The following is a 24,371-nucleotide window of genomic DNA, read 5'->3' as shown; positions in this document are numbered from 1 at the left end:
GCTTCAGCCCAGCGCTTTCTTGTAGCGGCCTTCTACGAGGCGGTTGTAGCTGAGCATGACCACGAGGTTGGCCACCAGCAAGATGAGTGCAACAGCGGCGCCCAGCGGCCAGTTCAGCTCGCTCAGGTATTCGTCGTAGACGATGGTCGCGACCATCTTCAGGCGGCGCCCACCCAGCAAACCCGGAATCGCGAACGAACTCGCCGCCAGGCCGAACACGATCAGGCTGCCCGACAGAATGCCCGGCATCACCTGCGGCAGCACGATGCGCCGCAGCGTGGTGAGGGGCGTGGCGTTGAGCGAAAGCGCCGCGTTCTCGACACCCGGGTCCAGCTTCTGCAGCGAGGTCCACACCGGGATCACCATGAAGGGCAGCATCACATGCACGAGCGCGATGACCACGGCCGTGTTGGTGTACAGGATCTTCACCGGCCCGATGCCGAGCAGGCCCAGCAAGCCGTTCACCGCGCCCTCGGGGCCAAGCAGCATGCTCCAGCCGAAGGCGCGCACCACCACCGACACCAGCAGCGGTGCGAGCACCACCAGCAGCAGGATCGAGCGCCACGGGTTGCGCATGCGGCTGAGCACATAGGCTTCGGGCGCACCGATCACGACGCAGATCAGCGTGACCAGTCCCGAGACCCAGAAGGTGCGCCAGAAGATGCCGAGGTAATAAGAGTCCGAGAACACCAGCGCGTAGTGAGCGAGCGTGAACTCGCCGGCCTTCGGCCCGGTGGCCGGGTCGTACACGTTGAACGACAGCACGGCCGTGAGCGCCAGCGGCACCAGCAGCAGCGCAGTGAACAGCAGCAGCGCCGGCCCCGACAGCCACCAAGGCGTGGCCTTGTTCTGCATGCTGCTCATGCCGCCACGGCCTCGTCGGCGGGCAGCAGCCGCATGCAGTGGGCGGGCCAGTCGATGCCGGTGCGGGCGCCTTCGTCGAGCGCGTCGCGGCCGTCGTTGGGGCTCAGCACCGTGAGGTCGCCCACCGGCGTGGCGATGCGGTAGAGCCACTGGCTGCCGAGGAAAAAGCGCTCCTGCACCTCGCCGTCGATGCGGCCCCGGCCCGGCGGCACGAGCTGCAGTTTTTCGGGCCGCACGCTCAGCAGCGCCGATGCGTCGACGCGGAAGCCCGTGTCGTCCACGTCGAGCGAGAGCGTGCCGACCTCGACACAGGTGCGCGTGGCGCCGCTGTTCGACACGCGGCAGTTCAGCAGGTTGGCCTTGCCCACGAAGGTCGAGATGAAGCGCGTGCTCGGATGCTCGTACACCCGCTGCGGATGATCGATCTGCGTGGCGCAGCCACCTTCCATCACCACGACGCGGTCGCTGATGGACATGGCCTCGCTCTGGTCGTGCGTGACCATCACCGTGGTGGTGCCGACCTTGCGCTGGATCTGGCGCAACTCGAACTGCATTTCTTCGCGCAGCTTGGCGTCGAGGTTGGACAGGGGTTCGTCGAGCAGCAGCACCGGCGGCTCGATGACCAGCGCGCGGGCCAGCGCCACGCGCTGCCGCTGGCCGCCCGAGAGTTCGCGCGGGTAGCGCGTGGCGTGCGCCTCCAGGTGCACCAGCGCCAGCGCCTGCTTCACGCGGTCGGCGCGCTCTGCCTTGGGCATCTTGCGCATTTCGAGGCCGAAGCTCACGTTGTCGGCCACCGTCATGTGCGGAAAGAGCGCATAGCTCTGGAACACGATGCCCAGCCCGCGCGTGTTGGCCTTGGCATGCGTGATGTCCTTGCCCGCCAGTTCGATGCGCCCGCTGCTCACCGCCTCGAAGCCCGCAATCATCTGCAGCGTGGTGGTCTTGCCGCAGCCCGAGGGGCCGAGCAGCGAGACGAACTCGCCCTTTTCCACCGTGAGGTTCATGGCCGACACCGCGCGGGCGGCGCCATAGAACTTGGTCACGTCGGTGAGCCGGAGGAATGACATGGAAGAGCCTTTCTGCGGTGCGAAGGGATGGCGTGCGACACCTTGGTGCATGCCATGGACGACTTGCTGCTTTCGATTCACTCTATTGCAACGATTGCGCCAGATCGCCTCGGGTATTCCATTAATCAGAATATTTATCTAATTTATTCCGTTCAATGAAATATGATGGCCGAACGCAGTCCAAGAAATTCCACAGGAGGACGGTATGGAAACCCCAACGGCGGCCAGCGGCGGCGTGCCCCGCGTCTTCTCGGTGATCCGCGCGCTCGGCGCGGTGCAGGCCGAGGGCGGCCGCGTGACCCAGATCGCACGTTCCGTGGGCCTCACGCAGGCCACCACGCACCGTTTGCTGCAATCGCTCATGGCCGAAGGCATGGTCGAGCAGGACGAACGCAGCAAGCTCTACCGGCTCAGCATCGACTTCTTCGCGCTCGCGGCCAGCGCGGGCAACCCCGGCGACCTGCGTTCGATCTGCCGGCCGGTGCTGCTGCGGCTGTGCGCGAGCCTGGGCGACAGCATCTTCTTATTGGCGCGCAGCGGCTTCGACGCGGTGTGCCTTGACCGCAGCGAAGGGCCGTTCCCGATCCGCTCGTTCACCGGCGACATCGGCGGGCGCATCGCGCTGGGCGTGGGGCAGGGCGCGCTGGCGATCCTGGCCTTCCTGCCTGAAGCCGAGCGCGAGGAAGTGATCCGCTTCAACCTGTCGCGCGTGCGTGAGTACGGCGTGTACGACGAGGTCTATTTGCGCACCGAGATCGAACGCGTGCGGCAGCAGGGCTATGCGGGGCGCAACACCGGGCTGCTCGAAGGCATGGCCGGCGTGGCGGTGCCGGTCCTCGACCGTGAAGGGCGCGCTGTGGCGGCGCTGAGCGTGGGCACCATCGCCGACCGGCTCAATCCCGATCGCATGCCCACGGTGGTCGAGCTGTTGAAGCGCGAGGCGGCGACCATCGGGCCGAAGATCAACCCCTTCGATGCGACGCTCCGGCGGCCGGCGCAGAGCTTGGCGAGTTCACCGGCGGGGCAGCGCATCACGTTGCCCGAGGCGCCCGGGCCGGGTTGAGCGGGGGTCGCCGAGCGATTCGCCTCAATCGCTCGCGGACGCGTATTCCATCTCGATCTTCAGGCCCGGAAACCGGGACCGCAGATCGTGCAGGGCACGGCGCATTGCATCCTCGCCGGGCCGGTTGTCCGGAAGTATTGACGGATCGAGCACGAAATGCAGTCGGGTTTCGTCCACTTCCTGGGTGGCCGAAACCGGTGCTTCTTCCTGCAACTCGCCTCGCTCGAAGCGCAGCCGCGATTGCTTTCCGCTGTCCCTGATCTCTGCTGTGAACTCGCTGCAGACAGCGTTCAGCACGGCGATCCCGATCCGGCAGAACTCCGAACCTACCTCCAGGTGACGCTTGCGTGAATGGCAGGCGGCATGGATCGTGAGGAATATCCGTGCCACCGTCCAATTTGGATGCTGCTCATCGGGTTCGAGAGGCATGCCGCTGTCATAGCGGACGTCGATTTTCGCGCCGTCGATCCTCAGGAGGATCTGTGTGCATCGACCATCGATCGCATCGTCGATTGCGTGGCAGAGGGCCTGCATGGCGAGCGTCGCAGCGATGTTTCGATCATGGACATCGAAGTACATGGCCGTGCGGCGGCGCACCGCCTCGGCGTCCGTCAGGACCACGATTTCTTGTTCGAATTCCGAGTGCATTCCTGATATTGCCTGATTGGGCAGCAGCGAATCCATGCCCGCCCTTGCAATTTCGACTTTGCCTTCAGTCGCCGAACAGACCAGTCAGGCTCTCACGCCCGACACGACAATGCGCGCGAGGAGCCCTGCCCATGAACAACCCTTCGATCCTCTACCCCGTGTTCGCCCTGGCCGCATGGACTGGCCTCGTCCTGCTGCTGATTCCCTTCCATCGCATCCGCGCGGTGCGGCGCCGCGAAGTCCGGGGCTCGGATTTCCGTCTGGGCGAATCGCCGGCCGTGCCCGATGCCGTGCGCATTCCGAACCGCAACTACATGAACCTGCTGGAGGTGCCGGTGCTGTTCTATGTGGTGTGCCTGCTGATCTACGTGGCGGTGCTGCCGTCGCCCGGGGCGATCTGGCTGGCGTGGACCTATGTGGTCCTGCGTGTGCTGCACAGCGGGGTGCACCTGACCTACAACCACGTGATCCACCGGCTGGTGTTGTTCGCCGTGAGCAACGGGGTGCTGGTGATGCTGTGGGTGGCAGCCGCGACCCGGTTGGTGCGCTAGCCGCACGAAGATCCTGCAAGTTCATTCCTGAAACGCATCAGGTCCTTCCATATTTTCACTATGCAAGGGTGCGGGATTCGCTGATATTGGCCGGATGTCCGAAGCCCACACCCCCCTTCCCGTCGCCACCGAAGTCGAACAACTGCTGCAGCGCCTGGGCGTGCCGCACACCGCCTACACCGGCGGCGAGCTGACGGTGCGCTCCCCGGTCACCGGCGAGGTGATCGCGCAGGTGCCGCAGACCACGCCGGTCGAGGCCACCGGTGCCATCGGCAGCGCGCACGAAGCCTTCAAGGCCTGGCGCAATGTGCCGGCGCCACGCCGTGGCGAGCTGGTGCGCCTTCTGGGCGAAGAGCTGCGCGCCGCCAAGCGCGACCTGGGCCGCCTCGTCACGCTGGAGGCCGGCAAGATCCCGTCCGAAGGCGCGGGCGAGGTGCAGGAAATGATCGACATCTGCGACTTCGCGGTCGGCCTGTCGCGCCAGCTCTACGGCCTCACGCTGGCCACCGAGCGCGCCGAGCACCGGATGATGGAAACCTGGCATCCGCTGGGCGTGTGTGGCGTGATCTCGGCCTTCAACTTTCCCGTGGCCGTGTGGTCGTGGAACGCGGCGCTTGCGCTGGTGTGCGGCGACTCGGTGGTGTGGAAGCCGTCCGAGAAAACACCGCTGACCGCGCTGGCCACGCACGCCATCGCGCAGCGCGCCATCGAACGTTTCGGCGATGCACCCGAAGGCCTGCTCGGCCTGCTGCTGGGCCAGCGCGACATCGGCGAAGTGCTGGTCGACGACCACCGCGTGCCGATTCTCTCGGCCACCGGCTCCACCGCGATGGGGCGGCAGGTCGGGCCCAAGCTGGCGGCGCGTTTCGCTCGCGCGATTCTTGAACTGGGTGGCAACAACGCCGCCATCGTCACGCCCTCGGCCGACCTCGACCTCACGCTGCGCGGCATCGCCTTCTCGGCCATGGGCACGGCCGGCCAGCGCTGCACCACGCTGCGCCGCCTGTTCGTGCACGACAGCGTGTACGACGCGCTGGTGCCCAAGCTCGCGAAGGTTTATGGCAATGTGCAGGTGGGCGATCCGCGCGAGGCCGGCACGCTGGTCGGTCCGCTGATCGATCGCGCCGCCTTCGACGGCATGCAGAAGGCGCTCGGCGAAAGCCGCGAAGCCGGTGCGACGGTGCACGGCGGCCAGCGCGTCGACGGCATCGGCACGCAAGACGCCTACTACGTGCGCCCGGCACTCGTGGAACTGAAGGCGCACGCCGGGCCGGTGCTGCGCGAGACCTTCGCGCCGATCCTGTACGTGGTGCGCTACACCGAACTTGATGAAGCCATCGAATGGCACAACGCGGTGGGCGCGGGCCTGTCGTCGTCGATCTTCACGCTCAACGTGCGCGAGGCCGAGTGCTTCATGTCGAGCGCGGGCTCGGACTGCGGCATTGCCAACGTCAACATCGGACCGAGCGGCGCTGAAATTGGCGGCGCCTTCGGTGGCGAGAAGGAAACCGGCGGCGGCCGCGAAGCCGGCTCCGACAGCTGGAAGGCGTACATGCGCCGCGCCACCAACACCATCAATTACTCGACGGCACTGCCTCTTGCGCAAGGCGTGACTTTCGACATCGGCGACTGACCGATCCCGGCCCGTTGTTCCTGCCGCGCAGCACTCGACTGCAGCGGCAAGGAAGCGGCCGTGCCTTTCAAAGAAAAACTACCAGGAGACAGAGAAGATGAAGATGCAATTGAAGACCCTCGCCACCGCAGCGCTGCTCGCGCTCGCTTTCGGCGGCGCCAGCGCGCAGACCGCCACCACCGGCACGCTCGACAAGATCAAGGCCAACGGCAAGGTCGTGCTCGGCGTGCGCGAAGCCTCGCCGCCGATGGCCTACATGCTCGGCGCGGGCGAGAAGTACGTGGGCTACCACGTCGAGCTGTGCGAGCGCGTGCTGAAAGACATCGCGCCCAACGCCAAGCTCGAATACATGGCCGTGACCGCGCAGAACACCATCCCGCTGGTGCAGAACGGCACGCTCGACATCGGCTGCGGCCCCACCACCAACAACACCGCACGCCAGCAGCAGGTGGCCTTTGCGCTCACCACGTATGTGAGCGAAGTGCGCATGGCGACCAAGGTCGACTCGGGCATCACCACGCTCGACCAGCTCGCGGGCCGCAACGTGTCGGCATCGACCGGCACCACCGCCGTGCAACTGCTGCGCAAGCGCGAGCGCGCACAGAACGTCTCGTACAACACGATGCTCGGCAAGGACCATCTCGAAAGCTTCCTGCTCATGGAGTCGGGCCGCGCCGATGCCTTCGTGCTCGACGACAACCTGCTCGCCGGCATCATTGCGAACTCGAAGAGCCCGGCCTCCTACCGCATCGTGGGCGAGGCGCTGGGCTCCGAGCCCATCGCGCTGCTGTTCCGCAAGGACGACCCGGCTTTCAAGAGCGCGGTGGACGATTCGCTGCGCAAGCTCATGAAGAGCGGCGAGCTGGAAAAGATCTACACCAAGTGGTTCGTCGCGGCCATTCCGCCGAAGAACACCAGCCTGAACCTGCCGATGAGCCCGGCGCTCAAGCAACTGATGCTCGAACCCAACGACAAGCCACTGGAGACCTACGCCAAGTGACCCCCGACACCGCCGTGTTCTCGCCAGCGCAGCGCGTGCGCGCCATCCACGTCTCGGAGATCCTACGCATCACCGACCAGGCGAACACGCTCAAGCGCGCGGGCCGGCCGGTGATCGTGCTGGGCGCGGGCGAGCCCGACTTCGACACGCCGCACAACATCCGCGAAGCGGCCGTGCGCGCCATCGAAAAGGGCGACACGCGCTACACGGTGCTCGACGGCAGCCCGGCGATGAAGGCGGCGGTGCAGCTCAAGTTCAGGCGCGACAACGCGCTCGAATTCGCGCTCGACGAGATCAGCGTGAGCGCGGGCGCCAAGCAGGTGATCTTCAACGCGCTGATGGCGAGCCTGAACCCCGGCGACGAAGTGATCCTGCCCGCGCCGTACTGGACCTCGTACGCGGACATCGTGCAGATCTGCGGCGGCGTGCCGGTGCCGGTGGCGTGCACCGAGGCGAACGGATTCCGCCTGACCGCAGCGCAGCTCGAAGCGGCGATCACGCCGCGCACGCGCTGGCTCTTTCTGAACTCGCCGTCGAACCCGAGCGGCGCGGCCTACAGCGCGGCGCAATTGCAGCCGCTGTGCGACGTGCTGCTGCGCCATCCGCAGGTGTGGGTGCTGGCGGATGACATCTACGAACACATCCTCTACGACGGGCTGGCCTTTGCAACGCCCGTGGCGATCGAACCCCGGTTGCGCGAGCGCACGCTGACGGTGAATGGCGTGTCGAAGGCCTACGCCATGACCGGCTGGCGCCTGGGCTACGGCGCGGGGCCGCGTGCGCTGATCGGCGCGATGGCGGTGGTGCAGAGCCAGTCGACCTCGTGCCCGTCGTCGATCAGCCAGGCGGCTGCCATCGAGGCGCTGACCGGGCCGCAAGGGATCGTGGCCGAACGATGCGCCGACTTCCAGGCGCGGCGCGACTTCGTGGTGGCTGCGCTGAACCGCATGCCCGGCCTGCATTGCCGCGTGCCCGAGGGTGCGTTCTATACCTTCGCGAGTTGCGCCGGCGTGCTCGGCAAGCGCACCCGCGGCGGCGCGCTGCTGCAGAGCGACAGCGACTTCTGCCGCTACCTGCTGCAGGATTTTGAAGTGGCGGTGGTGCCGGGCAGCGTGTTCGGGCTGGCGCCGTATTTCCGCATTTCGTATGCGACGTCGATGGCGCAACTTGAAGAAGCCTGTGCCCGCATCGCCGCTGCATGCGAAGCCCTCGAATGACTTTGAATTTCTCCCTCCCCCTTTGGGGGAGGGCAGGGGTGGGGGCAGGCGGCGTATCAAGTGCTGTCGGCACAACCAGCGCCGCTTGCCCCCATCCCAACCTTCCCCCAGAGGGGGAAGGAGCAAGACCCGATACCTTCATCATCCTCTTGGACATCGCATGACTTCCTCCCGCACCGGCGGCCAGATCCTGGTCGACCAGCTCATCACCCATGGCGTGCAACAGCTCTTCTGCGTGCCCGGCGAAAGTTTTCTGGCCGTGCTCGATGCGCTGCACGACGCTTCCATCGACGTGACCGTGTGCCGCCAGGAAGGCGGCGCCACCATGATGGCCGAGGCGCAGGGCAAGCTCACGGGCAAGCCGGGCGTCTGCTTCGTCACGCGCGGACCGGGCGCCACCAATGCGGCGGCCGGCGTGCACATCGCGCACCAGGACTCGACGCCGCTGCTGCTGTTCGTGGGCCAGGTCGCACGCGAAGCGCTGGGCCGCGAGGCCTTCCAGGAGCTGGACTACGGCGCGGTCTTCGGCACCATGGCCAAGTGGGTCGTGCAGATCGACGACCCGGCGCGCGTGCCCGAGCTGGTCTCTCGCGCCTTCCACGTCGCCACCTCGGGCCGCCCCGGCCCGGTGGTGATCGCGCTGCCCGAAGACATGCTGACCGAAGCCGCGACGGTGGCCGATGCGCTGCCCTATGCAGTGACCGAAACCCATCCCGGCGCGGCGCAATTGGCCGACCTGCAGCAGCGCTTGTCGCAGGCGCAACGGCCGGTCGTCATTCTTGGCGGCAGCCGTTGGTCGGAAGAGGCAGCACTGCAGTTCGCGGGTTTCGCCGAAGCCTTCTCGCTGCCCGTGTACTGCTCGTTCCGTCGCCAGATGCTGATGTCGGCCGAGCACCCTTGCTATGCCGGCGACCTGGGCCTTGGCGCGAACCCGCGCATGCTCGAACGCATCCGCAATTCAGACCTCGTGCTGCTGGTCGGCGGTCGCCTGTCGGAAGTGCCATCGCAAGGCTACGAGCTGCTGGCCATTCCGCAGCCGAAGCAACCGCTGGTGCATGTGCACGCCGACGCCGACGAACTCGGCAAGCTCTACCGCCCTGCGCTGGGCATTCACGCCACGCCGCAGGCATTCGCCGAAGCGGTGAGCGCATTGCGCCCCGCGTCAGCACCAGTCTGGCAAGCCGAGACGAAGGCCGCGCGCGAAGACTTTCTGCGCTGGAGCGACCCGGCCCCTATCCGCATTCCCGGCCCGCTGCAGATGGGCGAAGTCATGCAGCATCTGCGCGAGGTGTTGCCGGCCGACACCATCTTCTGCAATGGCGCAGGCAACTTCGCCACCTGGGTGCACCGCTTCTGGCCGTTCCGCGCGTTCGCCAGCCAGCTCGCACCCACCAGCGGCTCGATGGGCTACGGCCTGCCGGCCGGCGTCGGTGCCAAGCGGCTGTGGCCGCAGCGCGAGGTGGTCGTCTTCGCGGGCGACGGCGATTTCATGATGCACGGCCAGGAGTTCGCGACCGCCGTGCAGTACGGTTTGCCGATCATCGTGGTGCTGTTGGACAACGCCATGTACGGCACGATCCGCATGCACCAGGAAAAGCATTACCCCGGCCGCATCAGCGCGACGCAGTTGAAGAACCCGGACTTCCGTGGCTATGCCGAAGTGTTCGGGGGCCACGGCGAGCGCGTGACGACTACGGAAGAGTTCGGCCCCGCACTGGCGCGCGCCCGTGCCAGCGGCAAGCCCGCGATCCTGCATTGCCTGCTGGACCCGGAAGCGATCACGCCGGGGAGCACGCTGCAGTCGATCCGCAAGGCAGCGCTGGCAGCGGCCTGAATTTTTTCGGATTGGGCGTTGGACAGAGCGGTTGTTGATCGCAGGATCACCAGCCGCGTGCCCCAGTGCGAATGGCACCAGGTGCTCCCCGCAGCGAAATAAAGGAGGAGCGAAGCGGGGGACATTCGCGGAGGGGAGCACCTGGTGTCATTCGCACTCGCCCTGAACAGCAGCGCTCCCACAGCCTCAGCGCAACCCACCCACATAACGAGGCGGCGGCGTAGGCGGATTCCCATCGGGTTGCCGCGCCGCCAGCCGTGCAGCCCGCGCCAACGGCTCCATGGCCTGCTCAAGGCGTGTCGCAAGCTGTTCGAGCTCAACGTCCTGCGTGTCCGCCGCATGCGCACGCGTCATGCGCACGATCTCGGCGGCGTACTCGGCATTGGTTGCCATCCACTCGGTGTCGGTCACGCGCCCGTGCTTTCGCCGCAATGCCACGTGCAGGCGGGCGGCGAGGGCGATGCGTTCGCTTTCTGACATGGATGGCATGGTTCTCCTCCGTCGGTGAGTCAGCTCCCAAGGTGTTCACGATGCTGTGCAAGATCGAGGCCCAGTTGCTCGCTTTCCGGATCGACGCGCAATCCCACCAGGATGTGCACGAGGAACAGCACCACCGCCGTGCCCGTCGCACTGTAGATCGCCACGCTGCCGACGGCGATGGCCTGCGTCAGCACATCGCCGTGTACGCCCGAGATGCGCGCGTCCGCAAACACGCCCGTGAGCAGCGCCCCCACGACCCCGCCGATGCCGTGCACGCCGAACACGTCGAGCGAATCGTCCGCGCCCAGCAGATGCTTCAGCCCGGTCGCGCCCCAATAACAGGCCAGCCCCGCGATGCCGCCGATGGCCAGCGCGGCCAGCGGCGTCACGAAACCGGCCGCCGGCGTGATCGCGACCAGCCCCGCCACCAGCCCCGAGCACAGCCCCAGCAGCGACGGGCTGCGCCGCACGATCCATTCGCCAACCATCCAGCTCATCGCCCCGGCGGCGGCCGCAATGTGCGTGACCAGCATCGCCAGGCCCGCGCGTCCGTCAGCCGCCACCGCCGAGCCCGCATTGAAGCCGAACCAGCCCACCCACAACAGGCCCGCGCCCACCATCGTGAACGCCAGGCTGTACGGCTCGAAAGCCTCGCGCCCGTAGCCCTTGCGCGGCCCGAGGGCGTAGGCGCAGACCAGCCCCGCGATGCCCGCGTTGACGTGCACCACCGAGCCGCCAGCGAAGTCGAGCGCGCCCATCTGCGCGAGCCAGCCACCTGGCTCCCACACCCAATGTGCGATCGGCGCATAGACCAGCACGCTCCACAGCAGCGCGAACCACAGCACCGCCGAAAAACGCATGCGCTCGACAAAAGCGCCCAACACCAGCGCCGTGGTGATGATCGCGAAGGTCAACTGGAACATCGCATAAACCGATTCGGGCACGTTGGGCGCCACATGGCTCACCGCCACCTGGCCCGCCTCCTTCAGGTACTCGAAGCCCGAGAACCAGAAACGCCCGGTGCCGCCCAGCCAGGGCCAGCCCTCGGTGAACGCCAGCGAATAGCCCAGCGTGAACCAGGTCAGCGAGACCGCCGCGGCAATCGCCACGACGGCGGCCATGGTCGCCAGCACGTTCTTGCGGCGCACCATGCCCGCATAGAAGAGGGCGATGCCGGGCAGCGTCATCAGCAGCACCAGCGCGGTCGAGGTCATCATCCAGGCGGTGTCGGCCGCGTTGATGGAGGCTTGCGGGGCCAGGGCCATGGCAGTGCTCTTCTTCGAGTTGTGGACTGTGGCTTTACGTGCACAAGTCGTGCCACATCGTTAACTACCAGAAACACTTTGGTTTGCAAACAGGTCTTCCGAGGTAAGGCAAAGCGGGTAATTCCCAATGCACTGGCGCGGTGCACCGCCTAAAGTCTGCCCACTCGCGAACGGGCCCTGCTCGTGCTGCCGAGGGTCCGAGGAGACAATCCCCCGAACAAGAAAAATGCTTTCCAAGGCTCCGTACGAGATGCCATGTCTGAACTTGAAAAGGCGCCGCTGGTCGGCGCCTTTTTTTATGCCCGCTCGAATGGGGCGGGGCGCACTTTTCCTGAAGGCAAACAACCCCGGTTAGCAGGCAGCACGTGCATACACCGCTATCGTTTCGGTAGCAATCCCGGTGAGACAATCCAGCCATGGAAATGCTGGTGGTGACGGGCGCTTCGCTGCTCGCGGGTTTTGTCGATTCGATCGTGGGCGGAGGCGGGTTGATCCTGGTGCCGGCGCTGTTCGCCGTGTTCCCCGGCGCACCGCCGGCCACGCTGCTGGGCACCAACAAGAGCGCGTCCATTTGGGGCACGGCCGCCGCCGCAGCCCAATTCAGCCAGCGGGTGCAGATGCGCTGGGGCGCGTTGTGGCCGGCCGCGCTGCTCGGTTTCGTGGGTTCGATGCTGGGTGCCTGGGGCGTCACGATGTTTCCGGGCGATTTCCTGCGCCGGGCGTTGCCGGTCATCCTGCTCGGCGTGCTGCTCTACACGCTGGCGCGCAAGGACATGGGCCGGCTGCACGCGCCGCGCTTCAGCGGTCGGGCCGAAACGCTGGCGGCCTGCACCATCGGCCTGTCGATCGGGCTGTATGACGGCTTCTTCGGGCCGGGCGCGGGTAGTTTCCTGGTGTTTCTGTTCGTCCGCTGGATGGGCTACGACTTTCTCAACGCCTCGGCCTCCGCCAAGATCATCAACACCCTGACCAACGCCGCCGCGCTGATATTGCTGGCCGCCAAGGGGCACGTCTGGTGGCACTACGGGCTGGTGATGGCGGTGGCCAACGTGGCGGGCAGCCTGCTGGGCACGCGCGTGGCGCTGAAGCACGGCGCAGGCTTTGTGCGGGTGGTGTTCATCGTGGTCGTGAGTGCGCTGATCCTGAAGACGGCCTACGACGCGTTTTTGAAATGAAGCCCTGGTCTTTGGTTTGACGCTTTGCGCTGTGCGGCGCTTGCTGCTGTTCAGGGCGGCACTCACGCCGACACGGTGCTCTTTTTCGCGAATGTCCCCCGCTTCGCTCCTCCTTTATTTCGCGAAAAAGAGCCCCGTATCGACGCGAGCGTTGGACAGAGCGGTCGTTGATCAGCGATTCACCAGCAGCGTGCCCATGTGTGAATGGCACCAGGTGCTCCCCGCAGCGAAATAAAGGAGGAGCGAAGCGGGGGACATTCGCGGAGGGGAGTACCCGGTGTCATTCGCACGCACCCCGAACAGCAGCGCCCAAAAAACAGCCGCAATAAAAAAGCCCCCAGAAGGGGGCTCTTTGCGAAGACGAAAACCGAAACCGGTCACTCCTCGACGAAGGCTTCCTCGCGCTTGGCCTTGATGGCCGGCAAAAGCACGATCCCGAGCAACAGTGCAGCCGCGACGAGCAGCCCCGCCGACAACGGCCGCGTGACGAACACGCTCCACGCACCGCGCGACAGCAGCAGCGCACGCCGCAGGTTCTCTTCCATCATCGGCCCCAGGATGAAGCCCAGCAGCAGCGGCGCAGGTTCCGTGCGCAGCTTGATGAACAGGTAGCCGATGAAGCCGAAGGCCGCCACCATCCACACGTCGAAGGTGTTGTTGTTGGTCGAGTACACGCCGATCGCGCAGAACAGAACGATGGCGGGGAACAGGAACTTGTAGGGCACCGTCAGCAGCTTGATCCACATGCCGATCAGCGGCAGGTTCAGGATGATCAGCATCGCGTTGCCGATCCACATCGAGGCGATCAGGCCCCAGAACAGCTCGGGGTTGCTGGTCATCACCTGCGGGCCCGGCTGGATGTTGTGGATCGTCATGGCACCCACCATCAGCGCCATCACCGCGTTGGGCGGAATGCCCAGCGTCAGCAGCGGGATGAAGGAAGTCTGCGCACCGGCGTTGTTGGCCGATTCGGGCGACGCCACGCCGCGGATGTTGCCCTTGCCAAAGGGCACTTCGCCGGGCTTCATGCGGATCTTCTTTTCGAGCGCATAAGACGCGAACGAAGCCAGCAACGCGCCGCCACCCGGCAGGATGCCCAACGCCGAACCCAACGCCGTGCCGCGCAGCACGGCCGGCATCATGCGTTTGAAGTCGTCCTTGGTGGGCCACAGGCCCTTGACCTTGTGCGTGAACACCTCGCGCTCGTCGTCGGGCTGCGAGAGGTTGCCGATGATTTCGCCATAACCGAACACGCCCATCGCGATCACCACGAAGCCGATGCCGTCGGTGAGTTCAGGAATGTCGAAGCTGAAGCGGGCCACGCCCGAGTTGACGTCGGTGCCCACGATGCCGAGCAGCAAGCCCAGCACGATCATCGCCACCGCCTTGAGCAGCGAGCCCGAAGCCAGCACTACCGCGCCGATCAGGCCCAGCGTCATCAGCGAGAAGTACTCGGCCGGGCCGAACTTGAAGGCCAACTCGGTCAGCGGCGGCGCGAATGCCGCCAGGATCAGCGTGCCCACGCAACCGGCGAAGAACGAGCCCAGGCCCGCCGCCGCCAGCGCGGGGCCCGCGCGGCCCTGCCTTGCCATCTGGTAGCCGTCGATGCAGGTGACCACCGAGGACGACTCCCCGGGCAGGTTCACCAGGATGGCCGTGGTCGAGCCGCCGTACTGCGCGCCGTAATAGATGCCGGCCAGCATGATCAGCGCCGACACGGGCGGCAGCGCGTACGTGGCAGGCAGCAGCATCGCAATCGTCGCGACCGGGCCGATGCCCGGCAGCACGCCGATCAGCGTGCCCAGGATGCAGCCCAAGAGGCAATACAGCAGGTTGGTGAAGGTGAAGGCAACGCCGAAACCGATGGAAAGGTTGTGGATCAGGTCCATGGTGTGCTCTCCTCAGCCCGAAATGAAAGTGGGCCAGACCTGGATCTGCAACTTCAGCGCCCAGATGAACGCCACATAGCTGCCTGCCGCCAGGATGGTCGAGAGAACCAGCACGTCGCGCAGCTTGAACTGCTCGCCCGCCATGCTCGAGATGATCGTGAGCGCGTAGATCGCGATGATCATGCCCATCGCCGGCAGCCCGATGCTGGGCAGCCCGCCCAGCAGCACACCGAAGGCGAGGTTGGCGCCGAGCACGAAGGCCAGCGGCTTCCAGGCCCATTTGCCGATCTTGTCGCCATCGGCGGTTTCCACCACCAGCGCCTGGAACATGATGATGACCCCGAGCACGGCCAGCAGGATGCCCAGCATCAGCGGGAAGTAGCCGGGCCCCATGCGGGCCCCGTTGCCGACCGTGTAGGTGGTCGCGCCAATCGCGAAAGCGCCCCCCACGGTGGTGAACATGACTCCTGAAAAGAAGTCAGCCTGACTCTTTATTTTCATTGTCTCGACCCTCTTGTTTTGGAGGGATGAGGGTCGTCGCCGGCGGCTGACCGTTGGCTGACCGCCCCGGTACGGACAAATGCGTACCGCAGGGACAGGGTTCTCCCAGGTGTCCCCGAAACGGGGTGGAGCAGAAACGAAAAAAGCTCCCGAAGGAGCTTTTTATTCATTCAGAGAGCCGAAGCCCTCATGAGTGCGTGTGAGGGCTTAGTAGCCGCCGCGGCCACCGCCGCCGCCACCACCGTAGCCGCCGCCACCGCCGCTACGGCCACCGCCGCCGTAACCGCCGCCGCCGCCACCACCGTAGCCGCCGCCGCCACCACCAGCGCCGCCGCCGTAGCCGCCACCACCGCCGGTGCGGGGAGGACGAGCTTCCATCGGACGGGCTTCGTTCACCGTCAGGGCACGGCCCTGGAGCGAATGGCCGTTCATGGCTTCAACGGCTGCGAGTGCTTCTGCATCGCTGCCCATTTCGACAAAGCCGAAGCCCTTCGAACGGCCGGTGTCACGTTCCATCATGACCTTGGCGCTGACGATCGAGCCGAACTCGCCGAAAGCCTGTTCCAGGTCGTTGTCACGCACAGAGTAGGCCAGGTTGCCTACGTAGAGTTTCTTGCCCATGGAGGGACTCCTAATTCAAACCAACAAAACAAAGCGATGGAGTCCCAGAATCACAACAAACAAGTGCGCTGTGGCGCGAAACTGACCGATCACCGAATTACGTGCACGGGAGACAAAGCTCACAGACACGTAGGTCGGATTATCCAGCCCCATTTACAAAAAAAGTGGGGAAATCATGTGTTATTGAGAAACATCTCGACCCGACGGGCGGTTTCGCAACGGTTTCAGCAGGTCCGAGAGCCCGTTGTGGTCTATTTCATGCATCAACTGGAGCAGCCGGCCGATTTCTCCCGAGGGAAAACCCTCGCGTGCAAACCACGTCAGGTAATTTCCGGGCAGATCGGCGATCAGCGTGCCCTTGTGCTTGCCGAAGGGCATTTGCAGGGTCACGAGGCGCTGGAGGTCTTCGGGCTGCATCGATCTATCCTCCCGCCCGCTTGACCGTGTGGCCCTGCTTGACCAGCGCCGCGATCACCAGTTCGCGATGGTCGCCCTGGATTTCGATGGTGCCGTCCTTCACCGTGCCGCCCGAGCCACAGGCGGCCTTGAGCTGTTTGCCCACCGCCGCGAGCGCCACCGCATCGAGCGCCAGGCCCTTGACCACCGTCACGCCCTTGCCTTTGCGTCCCTTGGTCTCGTGCGATACACGCACAATGCCGTCAGTGGCCGGCGCGCGCGCCTTGAGTTCCTTGCAGCGGCACTGGGCCACGGGCTCGCCGCAGTCGGGGCACATGCGTCCACCGGCCTCGGTGGAATACACCAGGGCACTGCCGGTCTGCTGATTGCGCTGTTTCATCGTCGACATTCGATACGTCTCTTCTCTATCTATCTCGGGTTTTCTCTCTGTCTGCTCACATGCCATTCGACTCACTGGGCCTGGCCCCCGCGCTCGTGCACGCCGCCGCCGAAAGCGGCTATGCCGCGCCGACCGCCATCCAGGCCGCGGCCATTCCCGCGATTTTGCAAGGTCGCGACGTGCGGGGCTCGGCACAGACCGGCTCCGGCAAGACCGCCGCATTTTCCCTGCCGCTGCTGCAGCGACTGGTCGCCGAAGCCTCGCAGTCGCCGCGCCGCGTGCGCGCGCTGGTGCTCGTGCCCACGCGCGAACTCGCGGCCCAGGTCGGCGAGACCATGCGCAGCCTGGCGCAACACCTGCCCGAACGCCTGAAGATCGCCATTGCCTTCGGCGGCGTGTCGATCAATCCGCAGATGATGGGCCTGCGCGGCGGCGCCGACATCGTGATCGCCACGCCCGGCCGGCTGCTCGACCTCGTGGACCACAACGCGCTCAAGCTCAACACCGTGTCGATGCTCGTGCTCGACGAGGCCGACCGCCTGTTCGACCTGGGCTTTGCCGACGAGCTCAACCGCATCCTCGCGATGCTGCCCGCGCAGCGCCAGAACCTGCTGTTTTCCGCCACCTTCCCGCCCGCCATCCAGGCGCTGGCCGACGGCATGCTGCGCGAGCCCGCCGTCATCGACGTGCAGGGCGAGCCGGGCACCGAGCCGAACATCGTGCAGCGCGTGATCGAGGTCGACCCCGACCGCCGCACGCAACTGCTGCGCCATCTGCTGAAAGAGAACGAGTGGGAGCGCGTGCTGGTCTTCGTCGCCACCCAGCATTCGGCGCAGATCGTGGCCGAGAAGCTCTACAAGAACGGCGTGTACGCGGTGCCTTTCCACGGCGACATCGCGCAGGGCACGCGCACCGACATCCTTGCGCAGTTCAAGCAGAGCCGCTGGGACGTGGTGATTGCCACCGACCTTGCGGCGCGCGGCATCGACATCGCGCAGCTTCCGGTGGTCATCAACTACGACCTGCCGCGCTCGCCGACCGACTACATCCACCGCATCGGCCGCACCGGCCGCGCGGGCGAAAGCGGCCTGGCCATCAGCTTCGTGAGCGCATCCACCGAAGCGCATTTCCGCCTGATCGAAAAGCGCCAGGGCCTGAGCCTGCCGCGCGAGCGCATCGAAGGCTTCGAGCCGACCGAAGTGGCCGTGCCGGTGGTCGATGCCACCGGCACCGGCGGCATCAAGGGCAAGCGGCCGAGCAAGAAGGACAAGTTGCGCGCGGCGGCTGCGAAGGCCGCGCAGCCGAGCGACGACGGCGAAGGTTTCTGAAGAAACCCTTCGTCGGGCTTCAGCCGACGTGAAAGGACGCTGGCGGATGCTTCGCCAGCTCCGAGAGCAGCAGCGTCCATGCCCGCGTCCCTTGTCGGATCGACGCCAGCCTGAAGAACTCGTTCGGCGCATGCACGTCTTCATCAGGCAGGTTGAAGCCGAACATCAGTGTGTCGATGCCCAGCATCTCCTTGAAGATCGAAGTCACCGGCACGCTCGCGCCGAGTCGCACATGGATGGGGCGCCGGCCGCTCTCGCGCTCGAGCACCGCTTCGGCCGCGCGCACCAGCGGATGGTCCGGCGCGAGGGTGGAGGCAGGTGAGCCGTCGTTCATTGCCACCACGTCGAGCGTGCAGCCTGGCGGGCAGTGCCGTTGCAGGTGGCGCAGCACGGCGTGGATCACGGCGCGCGGGTCTTGCCCCGCGACCACGCGCGTGGTGAGCTTGGCTTGCGCTTCGCAGGGCACGATGGTCTTGCCGCCGTCTCCGGTGTAGCCACCCCACAGGCCGTTGACGTCGAGCGCGGGCCGCAGCGTGACGCGTTCGCGCGCGGTGTAACCGGGCTCGCCGTGGGCGCTGCCGCCGACGTCCGAGAAGAATGCGGCCTCGTCGTACGGAAACGCCGCGGTGTCGGCGCGCTGCGTGGCGGTGGGCAGTGCCGAGCCGTCATGGAAGCCTTCGACCGCCACGCTGCCGTCCGCATGGTGCATCGACGAGACCAGTCGCGCCATCTCGTGCAGCGCGTTGCGCACGCTGCCGCCGTAGCGGCCCGAGTGCAGGTCCTTGTGCGCGGTGCGCAACCGCACTTCGAGCTGCGAGTTGCCGCGCGCGCCGGTGTTGATCGTCGGCACTTCCGCGCTCGCGCGTCCGCCGTCGGCGGACAGCACCGCGTCAGCCTGCAGCAACGCGCGGTGGCGCTCGACGATGGTTCGCAGCGACGGGCTGCCCGTTTCCTCCTCGCCTTCGAGGAACACCTTGATGTTCACCGGGCATTGGCCCTGCACCGCGAGGAACGAGGCGATCACCTCCAGCGCGATCGTGGTCGAACCCTTCACGTCGGAAGTGCCGCGTCCGTAGAGCCGTCCGTCCACCTCCGTCGGCTCGAACGGCGGCGTGCGCCACTGCGCGAGGGGATCGGCCGGTTGCACGTCGTAGTGGCCGTAGATCATCAGCGTGGGTTGGCCGGGCGCGCCGTTCCATTCGCCGTACACGGCGGGCTCGCCGCCGCCGTCGAGCAGGCGCACGCCGGCCAGTCCGATCTGCTGCAGCCGCTCGATGAGGAAGCGCCTCGCCTCGTGCATGCCCGGTGCGAAGGAAGGGTCGGCGCTCACGCTCGGGATGCGCAGGAAGGCCTTGAGCCAATCCACGATCTCCGGCTGGCGGGCGTCGAGGTGGTCGATGACGTGTTGTTCGTTCATGGATGGGTGAGTGGGACAGGTTTGTTCGTCAGTACATCGGCGGGAACACGTCGGGCCCCCACAGCGTGTCGCACTTGTGCGTGTGCTCGAACACGTTGCTCGATGTCTTGACGGCGGGGTAGGTGAACTCGATCAGTGCGTGGTCCGCTGGGCCCGTGGAGCGCGGCCAGCGCGTCGTGATGCTGCGGCCGTCGCCGTTCGGGTCGCCGTTCTTCGCGAAGTTGAGGAGGTAGGCGACCATCTGCGCCGACAGCGCCTTGCGCTGCGCCGTGGTGGCCGCGTCGGGCGTGGCGCGGCCCGGGTCGAAGTACGGATAGGTGGGCAGCGCGTCGACCGTGCCGGTCAGGTAGTAGCTGTCCATGCCGTGCGCCGTGCCGTAGTAGAAGGCCGTCGGGCTCGTCGGAAACGACAACTGCGGATCGGTCATTTCCCAGCCGTACACCGGCACCCAGGCCGCAAGCGCATCGCGTCGCGCGCTGTTGCCGCAGGCGTACATCGCGTCGCCCATGGCGCGCGCGATGCCTTGCGCCGGCACGGCGTAGTTGCCGATCGGGTAGGCCGCCTCGATGGCCGTGGTGTCGTAGCCGGCCGGGGCGAGCCCGCGCAGGTACAGTGGGTAGTAGGTTGCGCTCAGCTTGGTGTCGACGAACAGCGTGCCCTCGTCGTAGACGCCGCCGATCATCACGGGCACCTGGTTGAAATTGCCGGTCGCGAAGGCGCGCGCGGGCACCTGCGTGATCACCTGCGCGTCGACCGTGGGCCGCCACTTGAGCCCGCCCTGTGCGAGCAGCGCCGACACCGGCAGCGCGCGCAGGCAGGCGACGGCATCGGCAGCGGCACTGCATCCGAGGTTCTGCACGGCGGTGTCGCCAACTGCCAGCGAGGTGTCCATGCTCGGGTTCGAGTACTCGGCCGCGCCGCCGCTTTGCATCACCGCGCGCTGGAACAGACCCTTGGCCTTCGGCGACTGCAGCAGCGAGAAACTCTGCGTCGCGCCCGCCGACGTTCCCCACAGCGTGACGTTGCCCGCATCGCCACCGAAGGCCGCGATGTTCTTCTGCACCCAGCCGAGCGCGGCCAGTTGGTCCATCACCGCGAAGTTGCCGAGACTGCCGTCCTTGTTGGCCGCGCGCAGCGCCTTGTTCGCGAGATAGCCGAGCGCGCCGAGCCGATAGTTGATGCCGACGACGACCACGCCGCGGCTGGCCAGCGGGCTCGGGCCCATCTCGCCCGAACCCAGCGTGAACGCGCCGCCGTGGATGTAGAAAACCACCGGCAGCTTGTCGCCGGGCTTCGTGCCAGTCGGCTTCCACACGTTCAGGTAAAGGCAGTCTTCTGCGATCGGTGCCGACACCGCACCGGGTGCCTGCGGGCACGCGTTGCCGAAGGCCGTGGCCTGCAGCGTCGCCGCGTGCGCGGCCGGCGGTTGCGGCGGCGCCCAGCGCAAGGCGCCCACCGGCGGCTGCGCGTAGGGAATGCCAAGGAACGACACCCTGTCCGCGCTGGCCGTGCCCGCGACCTTGCCCTCGGTGGTCACCGCCGTCGTGAGGTCGTCCTGCGCAGGTGCAGGCGCCGCTGGTGCCGGGTTCGCGGCCGGCGGCGGTGCGATGCCGCCGCCGAACCCCGAGCCGCCACCTCCGCCGCCGCATGCGGAGAGCGACAGCGCGATCGCCAGCATCAGCGCCGGCGCATTGATTTGTCTCGTTTTCATCGATGCATCTCCTGGAATGGAATGGGGGCTCAGGGCGACTCGTAGCCGATGGTCTTGACGAGGGCGCGGTAGCGCGCGATCTCGGCTGCGTAGAACTTCTCTCCGGCCTCCAGGCTCATCGGCTCGAAGACGGTCTTGGCCTGCGACTCCAGTTGCGCGCGCGCATGCGGGTTCTTCAGTGCGGCTGCGATGGCGGCGTTGAGCCGCTCGGCCACGGGCCGCGGCGTGCCCTGGCGCACCATGTACGAGGTCCAGATGCCGAAGTCGAAGTCCTTCATGTCCTTGCTCTGCGCGCTGGTCTGCAGCGTGTCGAACGGCGGCGGCAGCCGCTTGCCGGGCGACAGCGAACCGATCACGCGCAGGCGCCCCTGCTTCACGTAGTCGGCATAGAAGGCCTGGTACGGCATGAAGGCGAAGTCGATCTGTCCTCCGATCAGGTCCTGCAGGATGGGCGCGCCGCCCTTGTAGGGCACGTGCGTGGCGGGCGCCCCGGTGCGCTTGGTGAAGAGTTCGCCGAGCAGGTGGTACAGCGTGCCGGCGCCCGGCGTGCCGTAGCTCAACGGCGCGTCCTTGCGCGAGCGCGCCAGCGCCACGAACTCATCGAGCGAGTGCACCGGCAGCTGGCTGTTGACCACCAGTACCAGCGGCGAGGTGGCCACCGGCGCGATCCACTGGAAGTCCTCCGGCTTGTAGCGCGTGCTCTTGTTGACCAGCCCCGACAGGATCAGCTCGTTGGGCGAGCCCTGGAACAGGTAATGGCCGTCTGCCGGCGCTGCCAGCACCTTGCCCGCGGCGATGGCGCCGGTCGCGCCACCGATGTTCTCGACGATCACCTGCCCGCCGAGCTCCTTGCCGATCAGCTCGTTCAGGGCCCGCGCGGTGAAGTCGCTGGCCGCGCCCGCCGGGTAGGGAACCATCATCGTGACGACCTTCGAGGGGTAGGGCGCCTGCGCCATCGCCACGGTGGCGCAACCTAGAAAAGCCAGCGCGCAAAGCCATTGATCGAACCGCTTCATGGGGAAATTCCTTGGTCCAAAGTAGTACGCGATGGATGCTAGGAATCGGGCTTCTATCTGTCCAATGCATTGTTTTTGTCATTACCATGAGTGCGCCTCATGCGTATGACAAAGGACGGCCCGCCATGAATCTCCAGCAACTCGATCACCTGCTTGCGCTCGCCGAAACCGGCTCTTTCAGCCGCGCGTCCGAGAAAGTGCACCTGACGCAGCCGGCGCTCAGCCGCAGCATCCAGATGCTCGAGCAGGAACTCGGCATGCAGCTCGTCGACCGCGTCGGCAAGCGCAACGAGCTCACGCCGTTCGGCGCGATGGTGCTGGCGCGCGCCAAGCGCATCTCGATGGAGACGCACGAACTCAAGCGCGCGGCCGCACTGCTGGCCGACGGGCAGGCCGGCTCGGTGCGGCTGGGGCTCGGCGCTGCGCCGGGCGCGTTGTTCTCATCGCCGCTGCTGATCCACATGCTGCGTAGCCACCCGCGCGTGGGCCTGCAATTGCACGGCGGCGGGCCGGACCTGCAACTGGCGGCACTGCGCGCGCGTTCGCTCGATGCGCTGGTGCTCACCTACCGGGCGGTGTCACCGCGCGAAGACCTGCGCATCGACGTACTGCCGACACTGCGCTCCGGCTTCGTTTGCCGGCGCGGCCATCCGCTGCTTGCGAAGGGCCGCGGCAAGCCCGTGCGCTTCGACGACCTCGTGCGCCACCCGGTGGTATCGACGATGGTCAGCGACGACGTGGCGCGCATCCTGGTCGAGCGCTACGGCAGCGATGCGAGCCCGCAGCGCTGGCTGCATGTGTCGTCGGAAGACATCGGCGCGTTGATCGATGCCGTGCGCAACACCGACGCGATCTTCCTCGGTGTGCTTGCGGCCACCCGCGCGCTGCAGGACAGCGGCGAGCTGGCCGAGTTGAAGGTGGAGCCTGCGGCGGGGCTCAGTGCGCAGTTCGCCTTCGTCACGCTCGAAGGCCGCACCGAGGCGCCTGCGCTACGCCTGGTGCGCGAGTTCTGCATCGAGCTTGCGCAGGCCGGCGCCGTTCAGTCCACTGCGTAGTCCACCTGATGCCGCGCGATCCGCAGATCGCCCAGCTCCTCGCGAATGCGCAGATGCGCCGGGTGCGTGGCATAGCCGTCCAGCGACGCCTGGTTGTCGAACTCGCTGTACAGCACCACGTCGCAGGCATAGGCCACGCGGCTCGAATCCACGCCGACCTCGATGTGAAGCAGGCCCGGAACCTGGCCGCGCAGCGACTCGAACTTGCGCTTGAGCAGCAGCGCGGCCTGCGCTTTTTCTTCCTGCGATTCGCCGCGCAGGTCCCACATCACGACGTGCTTGAACATGGGGGACGATGGTAAGCACGCGCCTTGCGAAAGGCCATGCGCCGTGCCCCCTGTGCATGAAGAACAGTTTTCCGTTTGCGTGCGTGCGCTACGCGGGCTTGCCGAGGAAGCTCGAGATCAGGTCCATCGGCAACGGGAACACGATGGTCGTGTTCTTGTCCGCACCGATCACCGTCAGCGTTTCGAGATAGCGCAACTGGATTGCCTGCGGTTCCTGCGCCAGCACGCGGGCCGCCTGGAACAGCTTCTCGGACGCCTGCAGTTCGCCCTCGGCATGGATCACCTTGGCGCGGCGTTCGCGTTCCGCCTCGGCCTGCCGCGCGATGGCGCGGACCATCGATTCGGTGAGGTCGATCTGCTTGATCTCGACGTTCGACACCTTGATGCCCCATGACGCCGTCTGCACGTCCAGCGACTCGCGCACATCCAGGTTGAGCTTCTCGCGCTCGGCCAGCATGTCGTCGAGCTGGTGCTTGCCGAGCACCGAGCGCAGCGTGGTCTGCGCCAGTTGGCTGGTGGCGTTGAAGAAGTCCTTGACCTCGATGATGGCTTTCTCTGCGTTGACGATGCGGAAGTACACGACCGCGCTGACCTTCACCGACACGTTGTCGCGCGAGATCACGTCCTGCGTCGGCACTTCGAGCACCACGGTGCGCAGGTCGACCCGCACCACCTGCTGGATGCCCGGGATCACGACCACCAGGCCGGGCCCCGAGACCTTCGAGAACCGCCCGAGGGTGAACACGATGCCGCGCTCGTACTCCCGGAAAATCCATATCGCCGAAAAGACCAGCACCACCAGCAGGATGAAGATGACGGAGCCGATGCCGTAAGTCAAAGAGAACATGGTGATCTCCCGCGGCCCCGACAGGAGCCGCTGGATCGTTGGACACGCGCAGGGCGCAGGCGTTCCAGATGGGCGCGAAGATGGACCTGACTGGTGTAGGCGCGCG

Annotated in this window: 24 protein-coding genes; 9 read left to right on the top strand and 15 right to left on the bottom strand. The window is 66.4% G+C overall.

The annotated features are described in order from the left end of the window. Positions 1–3: 3 nt before the first annotated feature. Both ACSFB7_RS10530 and ACSFB7_RS10525 read right to left on the bottom strand, forming a co-directional pair. Entirely contained in the window at positions 4–864 is an 861-nt protein-coding gene (locus tag ACSFB7_RS10530; RefSeq protein WP_435469710.1) for an ABC transporter permease, read from the bottom strand. Beyond that, positions 861–1,931, bottom strand: a complete 1,071-nt coding sequence (locus ACSFB7_RS10525; RefSeq protein WP_435469708.1) for an ABC transporter ATP-binding protein — start codon at positions 1,929–1,931, stop codon at positions 861–863. Before ACSFB7_RS10525 ends, ACSFB7_RS10530 begins: the two co-directional genes overlap by 4 nt. 205 nt (positions 1,932–2,136) lie before the next feature. On the opposite strand from ACSFB7_RS10525, the gene ACSFB7_RS10520 reads away from it, so the two are divergent. Then, complete coding sequence (locus tag ACSFB7_RS10520) at positions 2,137–2,994, top strand: IclR family transcriptional regulator (RefSeq protein WP_435469706.1); 858 nt, start codon at positions 2,137–2,139, stop codon at positions 2,992–2,994. Between the two features lie 24 nt (positions 2,995–3,018). Here the strand turns inward: ACSFB7_RS10520 and ACSFB7_RS10515 are convergent, their stop codons facing one another. Then, entirely contained in the window at positions 3,019–3,678 is a 660-nt protein-coding gene (locus ACSFB7_RS10515) for a hypothetical protein (protein ID WP_435469704.1), read from the bottom strand. Between the two features lie 95 nt (positions 3,679–3,773). Here ACSFB7_RS10515 and ACSFB7_RS10510 point away from each other — a divergent pair, with 95 nt between their 5' ends. The 5 genes from ACSFB7_RS10510 to ACSFB7_RS10490 all read left to right on the top strand — a co-directional run bounded on the left by ACSFB7_RS10510 (position 3,774) and on the right by ACSFB7_RS10490 (position 9,877). Then, a complete protein-coding gene (locus ACSFB7_RS10510) occupies positions 3,774–4,193 on the top strand; it encodes an MAPEG family protein (RefSeq protein WP_435469702.1) in 420 nt (139 codons plus the stop codon). Positions 4,194–4,287: 94 nt separating this feature from the next. Then, positions 4,288–5,826, top strand: a complete 1,539-nt coding sequence (gene amaB / locus ACSFB7_RS10505) for an L-piperidine-6-carboxylate dehydrogenase (protein WP_435469700.1) — start codon at positions 4,288–4,290, stop codon at positions 5,824–5,826. Between the two features lie 97 nt (positions 5,827–5,923). Then, a complete protein-coding gene (locus ACSFB7_RS10500; protein WP_435469697.1) occupies positions 5,924–6,826 on the top strand; it encodes an amino acid ABC transporter substrate-binding protein in 903 nt (300 codons plus the stop codon). Beyond that, positions 6,823–8,043: a pyridoxal phosphate-dependent aminotransferase gene (locus ACSFB7_RS10495; RefSeq protein ID WP_435469695.1), complete on the top strand. Its 1,221-nt coding sequence runs from the start codon at positions 6,823–6,825 to the stop codon at positions 8,041–8,043. Before ACSFB7_RS10500 ends, ACSFB7_RS10495 begins: the two co-directional genes overlap by 4 nt. A 160-nt stretch (positions 8,044–8,203) precedes the next feature. Continuing rightward, positions 8,204–9,877, top strand: a complete 1,674-nt coding sequence (locus ACSFB7_RS10490; protein ID WP_435469693.1) for a thiamine pyrophosphate-binding protein — start codon at positions 8,204–8,206, stop codon at positions 9,875–9,877. A 186-nt stretch (positions 9,878–10,063) separates the two neighbouring features. On the opposite strand, the gene ACSFB7_RS10485 is transcribed toward ACSFB7_RS10490, so the two are convergent. Together ACSFB7_RS10485 and ACSFB7_RS10480 are read right to left on the bottom strand one after the other, a co-directional pair. Further along, positions 10,064–10,366, bottom strand: a complete 303-nt coding sequence (locus ACSFB7_RS10485; RefSeq protein WP_435469691.1) for a hypothetical protein — start codon at positions 10,364–10,366, stop codon at positions 10,064–10,066. A gap of 20 nt (positions 10,367–10,386) precedes the next feature. Next, positions 10,387–11,622, bottom strand: a complete 1,236-nt coding sequence (locus ACSFB7_RS10480; protein WP_435469689.1) for an ammonium transporter — start codon at positions 11,620–11,622, stop codon at positions 10,387–10,389. A 416-nt stretch (positions 11,623–12,038) separates the two neighbouring features. Between ACSFB7_RS10480 and ACSFB7_RS10475 the strand changes: the two genes are divergently transcribed. Continuing rightward, entirely contained in the window at positions 12,039–12,797 is a 759-nt protein-coding gene (locus ACSFB7_RS10475) for a TSUP family transporter (protein ID WP_435469687.1), read from the top strand. A gap of 377 nt (positions 12,798–13,174) precedes the next feature. On the opposite strand, the gene ACSFB7_RS10470 is transcribed toward ACSFB7_RS10475, so the two are convergent. The 5 genes from ACSFB7_RS10470 to ACSFB7_RS10450 all read right to left on the bottom strand — a co-directional run bounded on the left by ACSFB7_RS10470 (position 13,175) and on the right by ACSFB7_RS10450 (position 16,604). Further along, positions 13,175–14,686: a tripartite tricarboxylate transporter permease gene (locus tag ACSFB7_RS10470; protein WP_435469685.1), complete on the bottom strand. Its 1,512-nt coding sequence runs from the start codon at positions 14,684–14,686 to the stop codon at positions 13,175–13,177. Positions 14,687–14,698: 12 nt separating this feature from the next. After that, positions 14,699–15,187, bottom strand: a complete 489-nt coding sequence (locus ACSFB7_RS10465; RefSeq protein WP_435469683.1) for a tripartite tricarboxylate transporter TctB family protein — start codon at positions 15,185–15,187, stop codon at positions 14,699–14,701. A gap of 207 nt (positions 15,188–15,394) precedes the next feature. After that, positions 15,395–15,808 (bottom strand): RNA recognition motif domain-containing protein, encoded by a 414-nt coding sequence (locus ACSFB7_RS10460; protein ID WP_435469681.1) that lies wholly within the window; start codon positions 15,806–15,808, stop codon positions 15,395–15,397. 180 nt (positions 15,809–15,988) lie between these two features. Then, positions 15,989–16,225 (bottom strand): DUF3820 family protein, encoded by a 237-nt coding sequence (locus tag ACSFB7_RS10455; RefSeq protein ID WP_435469679.1) that lies wholly within the window; start codon positions 16,223–16,225, stop codon positions 15,989–15,991. A 4-nt stretch (positions 16,226–16,229) separates the two neighbouring features. Continuing rightward, a complete protein-coding gene (locus ACSFB7_RS10450) occupies positions 16,230–16,604 on the bottom strand; it encodes a translation initiation factor Sui1 (protein ID WP_435469677.1) in 375 nt (124 codons plus the stop codon). 59 nt (positions 16,605–16,663) lie between these two features. On the opposite strand from ACSFB7_RS10450, the gene ACSFB7_RS10445 reads away from it, so the two are divergent. Further along, positions 16,664–17,932, top strand: coding sequence for a DEAD/DEAH box helicase (locus ACSFB7_RS10445; protein WP_435469675.1), 1,269 nt, complete (start codon positions 16,664–16,666; stop codon positions 17,930–17,932). Positions 17,933–17,951: 19 nt separating this feature from the next. Here the strand turns inward: ACSFB7_RS10445 and ACSFB7_RS10440 are convergent, their stop codons facing one another. Genes ACSFB7_RS10440 through ACSFB7_RS10430 form a run of 3 tightly spaced genes read right to left on the bottom strand, consistent with a single transcriptional unit; the run spans position 17,952 to position 22,076 of the window. Continuing rightward, positions 17,952–19,349 (bottom strand): dipeptidase, encoded by a 1,398-nt coding sequence (locus tag ACSFB7_RS10440; protein ID WP_435469673.1) that lies wholly within the window; start codon positions 19,347–19,349, stop codon positions 17,952–17,954. Positions 19,350–19,377: 28 nt separating this feature from the next. Beyond that, positions 19,378–21,060, bottom strand: a complete 1,683-nt coding sequence (locus ACSFB7_RS10435; RefSeq protein WP_435469671.1) for a carboxylesterase/lipase family protein — start codon at positions 21,058–21,060, stop codon at positions 19,378–19,380. A 29-nt stretch (positions 21,061–21,089) separates the two neighbouring features. Then, a complete protein-coding gene (locus ACSFB7_RS10430; RefSeq protein ID WP_435469669.1) occupies positions 21,090–22,076 on the bottom strand; it encodes a Bug family tripartite tricarboxylate transporter substrate binding protein in 987 nt (328 codons plus the stop codon). A 125-nt stretch (positions 22,077–22,201) separates the two neighbouring features. On the opposite strand from ACSFB7_RS10430, the gene ACSFB7_RS10425 reads away from it, so the two are divergent. After that, positions 22,202–23,131, top strand: a complete 930-nt coding sequence (locus ACSFB7_RS10425) for a LysR family transcriptional regulator (RefSeq protein WP_435469667.1) — start codon at positions 22,202–22,204, stop codon at positions 23,129–23,131. Here ACSFB7_RS10425 and ACSFB7_RS10420 read toward each other — a convergent pair. Together ACSFB7_RS10420 and ACSFB7_RS10415 are read right to left on the bottom strand one after the other, a co-directional pair. After that, positions 23,116–23,418, bottom strand: coding sequence for a Dabb family protein (locus tag ACSFB7_RS10420; protein WP_435469665.1), 303 nt, complete (start codon positions 23,416–23,418; stop codon positions 23,116–23,118). The two genes, ACSFB7_RS10425 and ACSFB7_RS10420, sit on opposite strands and share 16 nt — an antisense overlap. Positions 23,419–23,506: 88 nt before the next feature. Then, complete coding sequence (locus ACSFB7_RS10415; protein WP_435469663.1) at positions 23,507–24,265, bottom strand: slipin family protein; 759 nt, start codon at positions 24,263–24,265, stop codon at positions 23,507–23,509. Positions 24,266–24,371 lie beyond the last annotated feature (106 nt).

The organism is Variovorax raffinosi (assembly GCF_051216615.1).
Taxonomy (GTDB): Bacteria; Pseudomonadota; Gammaproteobacteria; order Burkholderiales; family Burkholderiaceae_C; genus Variovorax.
This window is presented reverse-complemented; position numbering and strand designations above follow the sequence as displayed.

What these genes read in the sequence shown, in the direction of transcription:
- amaB (WP_435469700.1), top strand. Translation starts at nt 4,288, where the DNA reads ATGTCCGAAGCCCACACCCCCCTTCCCGTCGCCACCGAAGTCGAACAA.
- ACSFB7_RS10460 (WP_435469681.1), bottom strand. Translation starts at nt 15,808, where the DNA reads ATGGGCAAGAAACTCTACGTAGGCAACCTGGCCTACTCTGTGCGTGAC.
- ACSFB7_RS10435 (WP_435469671.1), bottom strand. Translation starts at nt 21,060, where the DNA reads ATGAAAACGAGACAAATCAATGCGCCGGCGCTGATGCTGGCGATCGCG.
- ACSFB7_RS10425 (WP_435469667.1), top strand. Translation starts at nt 22,202, where the DNA reads ATGAATCTCCAGCAACTCGATCACCTGCTTGCGCTCGCCGAAACCGGC.
- ACSFB7_RS10515 (WP_435469704.1), bottom strand. Translation starts at nt 3,678, where the DNA reads ATGGATTCGCTGCTGCCCAATCAGGCAATATCAGGAATGCACTCGGAA.
- ACSFB7_RS10445 (WP_435469675.1), top strand. Translation starts at nt 16,664, where the DNA reads ATGCCATTCGACTCACTGGGCCTGGCCCCCGCGCTCGTGCACGCCGCC.
- ACSFB7_RS10430 (WP_435469669.1), bottom strand. Translation starts at nt 22,076, where the DNA reads ATGAAGCGGTTCGATCAATGGCTTTGCGCGCTGGCTTTTCTAGGTTGC.
- ACSFB7_RS10525 (WP_435469708.1), bottom strand. Translation starts at nt 1,931, where the DNA reads ATGTCATTCCTCCGGCTCACCGACGTGACCAAGTTCTATGGCGCCGCC.
- ACSFB7_RS10415 (WP_435469663.1), bottom strand. Translation starts at nt 24,265, where the DNA reads ATGTTCTCTTTGACTTACGGCATCGGCTCCGTCATCTTCATCCTGCTG.
- ACSFB7_RS10465 (WP_435469683.1), bottom strand. Translation starts at nt 15,187, where the DNA reads ATGAAAATAAAGAGTCAGGCTGACTTCTTTTCAGGAGTCATGTTCACC.
- ACSFB7_RS10510 (WP_435469702.1), top strand. Translation starts at nt 3,774, where the DNA reads ATGAACAACCCTTCGATCCTCTACCCCGTGTTCGCCCTGGCCGCATGG.
- ACSFB7_RS10455 (WP_435469679.1), bottom strand. Translation starts at nt 16,225, where the DNA reads ATGCAGCCCGAAGACCTCCAGCGCCTCGTGACCCTGCAAATGCCCTTC.
- ACSFB7_RS10500 (WP_435469697.1), top strand. Translation starts at nt 5,924, where the DNA reads ATGAAGATGCAATTGAAGACCCTCGCCACCGCAGCGCTGCTCGCGCTC.
- ACSFB7_RS10485 (WP_435469691.1), bottom strand. Translation starts at nt 10,366, where the DNA reads ATGCCATCCATGTCAGAAAGCGAACGCATCGCCCTCGCCGCCCGCCTG.
- ACSFB7_RS10470 (WP_435469685.1), bottom strand. Translation starts at nt 14,686, where the DNA reads ATGGACCTGATCCACAACCTTTCCATCGGTTTCGGCGTTGCCTTCACC.
- ACSFB7_RS10530 (WP_435469710.1), bottom strand. Translation starts at nt 864, where the DNA reads ATGAGCAGCATGCAGAACAAGGCCACGCCTTGGTGGCTGTCGGGGCCG.
- ACSFB7_RS10480 (WP_435469689.1), bottom strand. Translation starts at nt 11,622, where the DNA reads ATGGCCCTGGCCCCGCAAGCCTCCATCAACGCGGCCGACACCGCCTGG.
- ACSFB7_RS10420 (WP_435469665.1), bottom strand. Translation starts at nt 23,418, where the DNA reads ATGTTCAAGCACGTCGTGATGTGGGACCTGCGCGGCGAATCGCAGGAA.
- ACSFB7_RS10520 (WP_435469706.1), top strand. Translation starts at nt 2,137, where the DNA reads ATGGAAACCCCAACGGCGGCCAGCGGCGGCGTGCCCCGCGTCTTCTCG.
- ACSFB7_RS10490 (WP_435469693.1), top strand. Translation starts at nt 8,204, where the DNA reads ATGACTTCCTCCCGCACCGGCGGCCAGATCCTGGTCGACCAGCTCATC.
- ACSFB7_RS10440 (WP_435469673.1), bottom strand. Translation starts at nt 19,349, where the DNA reads ATGAACGAACAACACGTCATCGACCACCTCGACGCCCGCCAGCCGGAG.
- ACSFB7_RS10475 (WP_435469687.1), top strand. Translation starts at nt 12,039, where the DNA reads ATGGAAATGCTGGTGGTGACGGGCGCTTCGCTGCTCGCGGGTTTTGTC.
- ACSFB7_RS10450 (WP_435469677.1), bottom strand. Translation starts at nt 16,604, where the DNA reads ATGAAACAGCGCAATCAGCAGACCGGCAGTGCCCTGGTGTATTCCACC.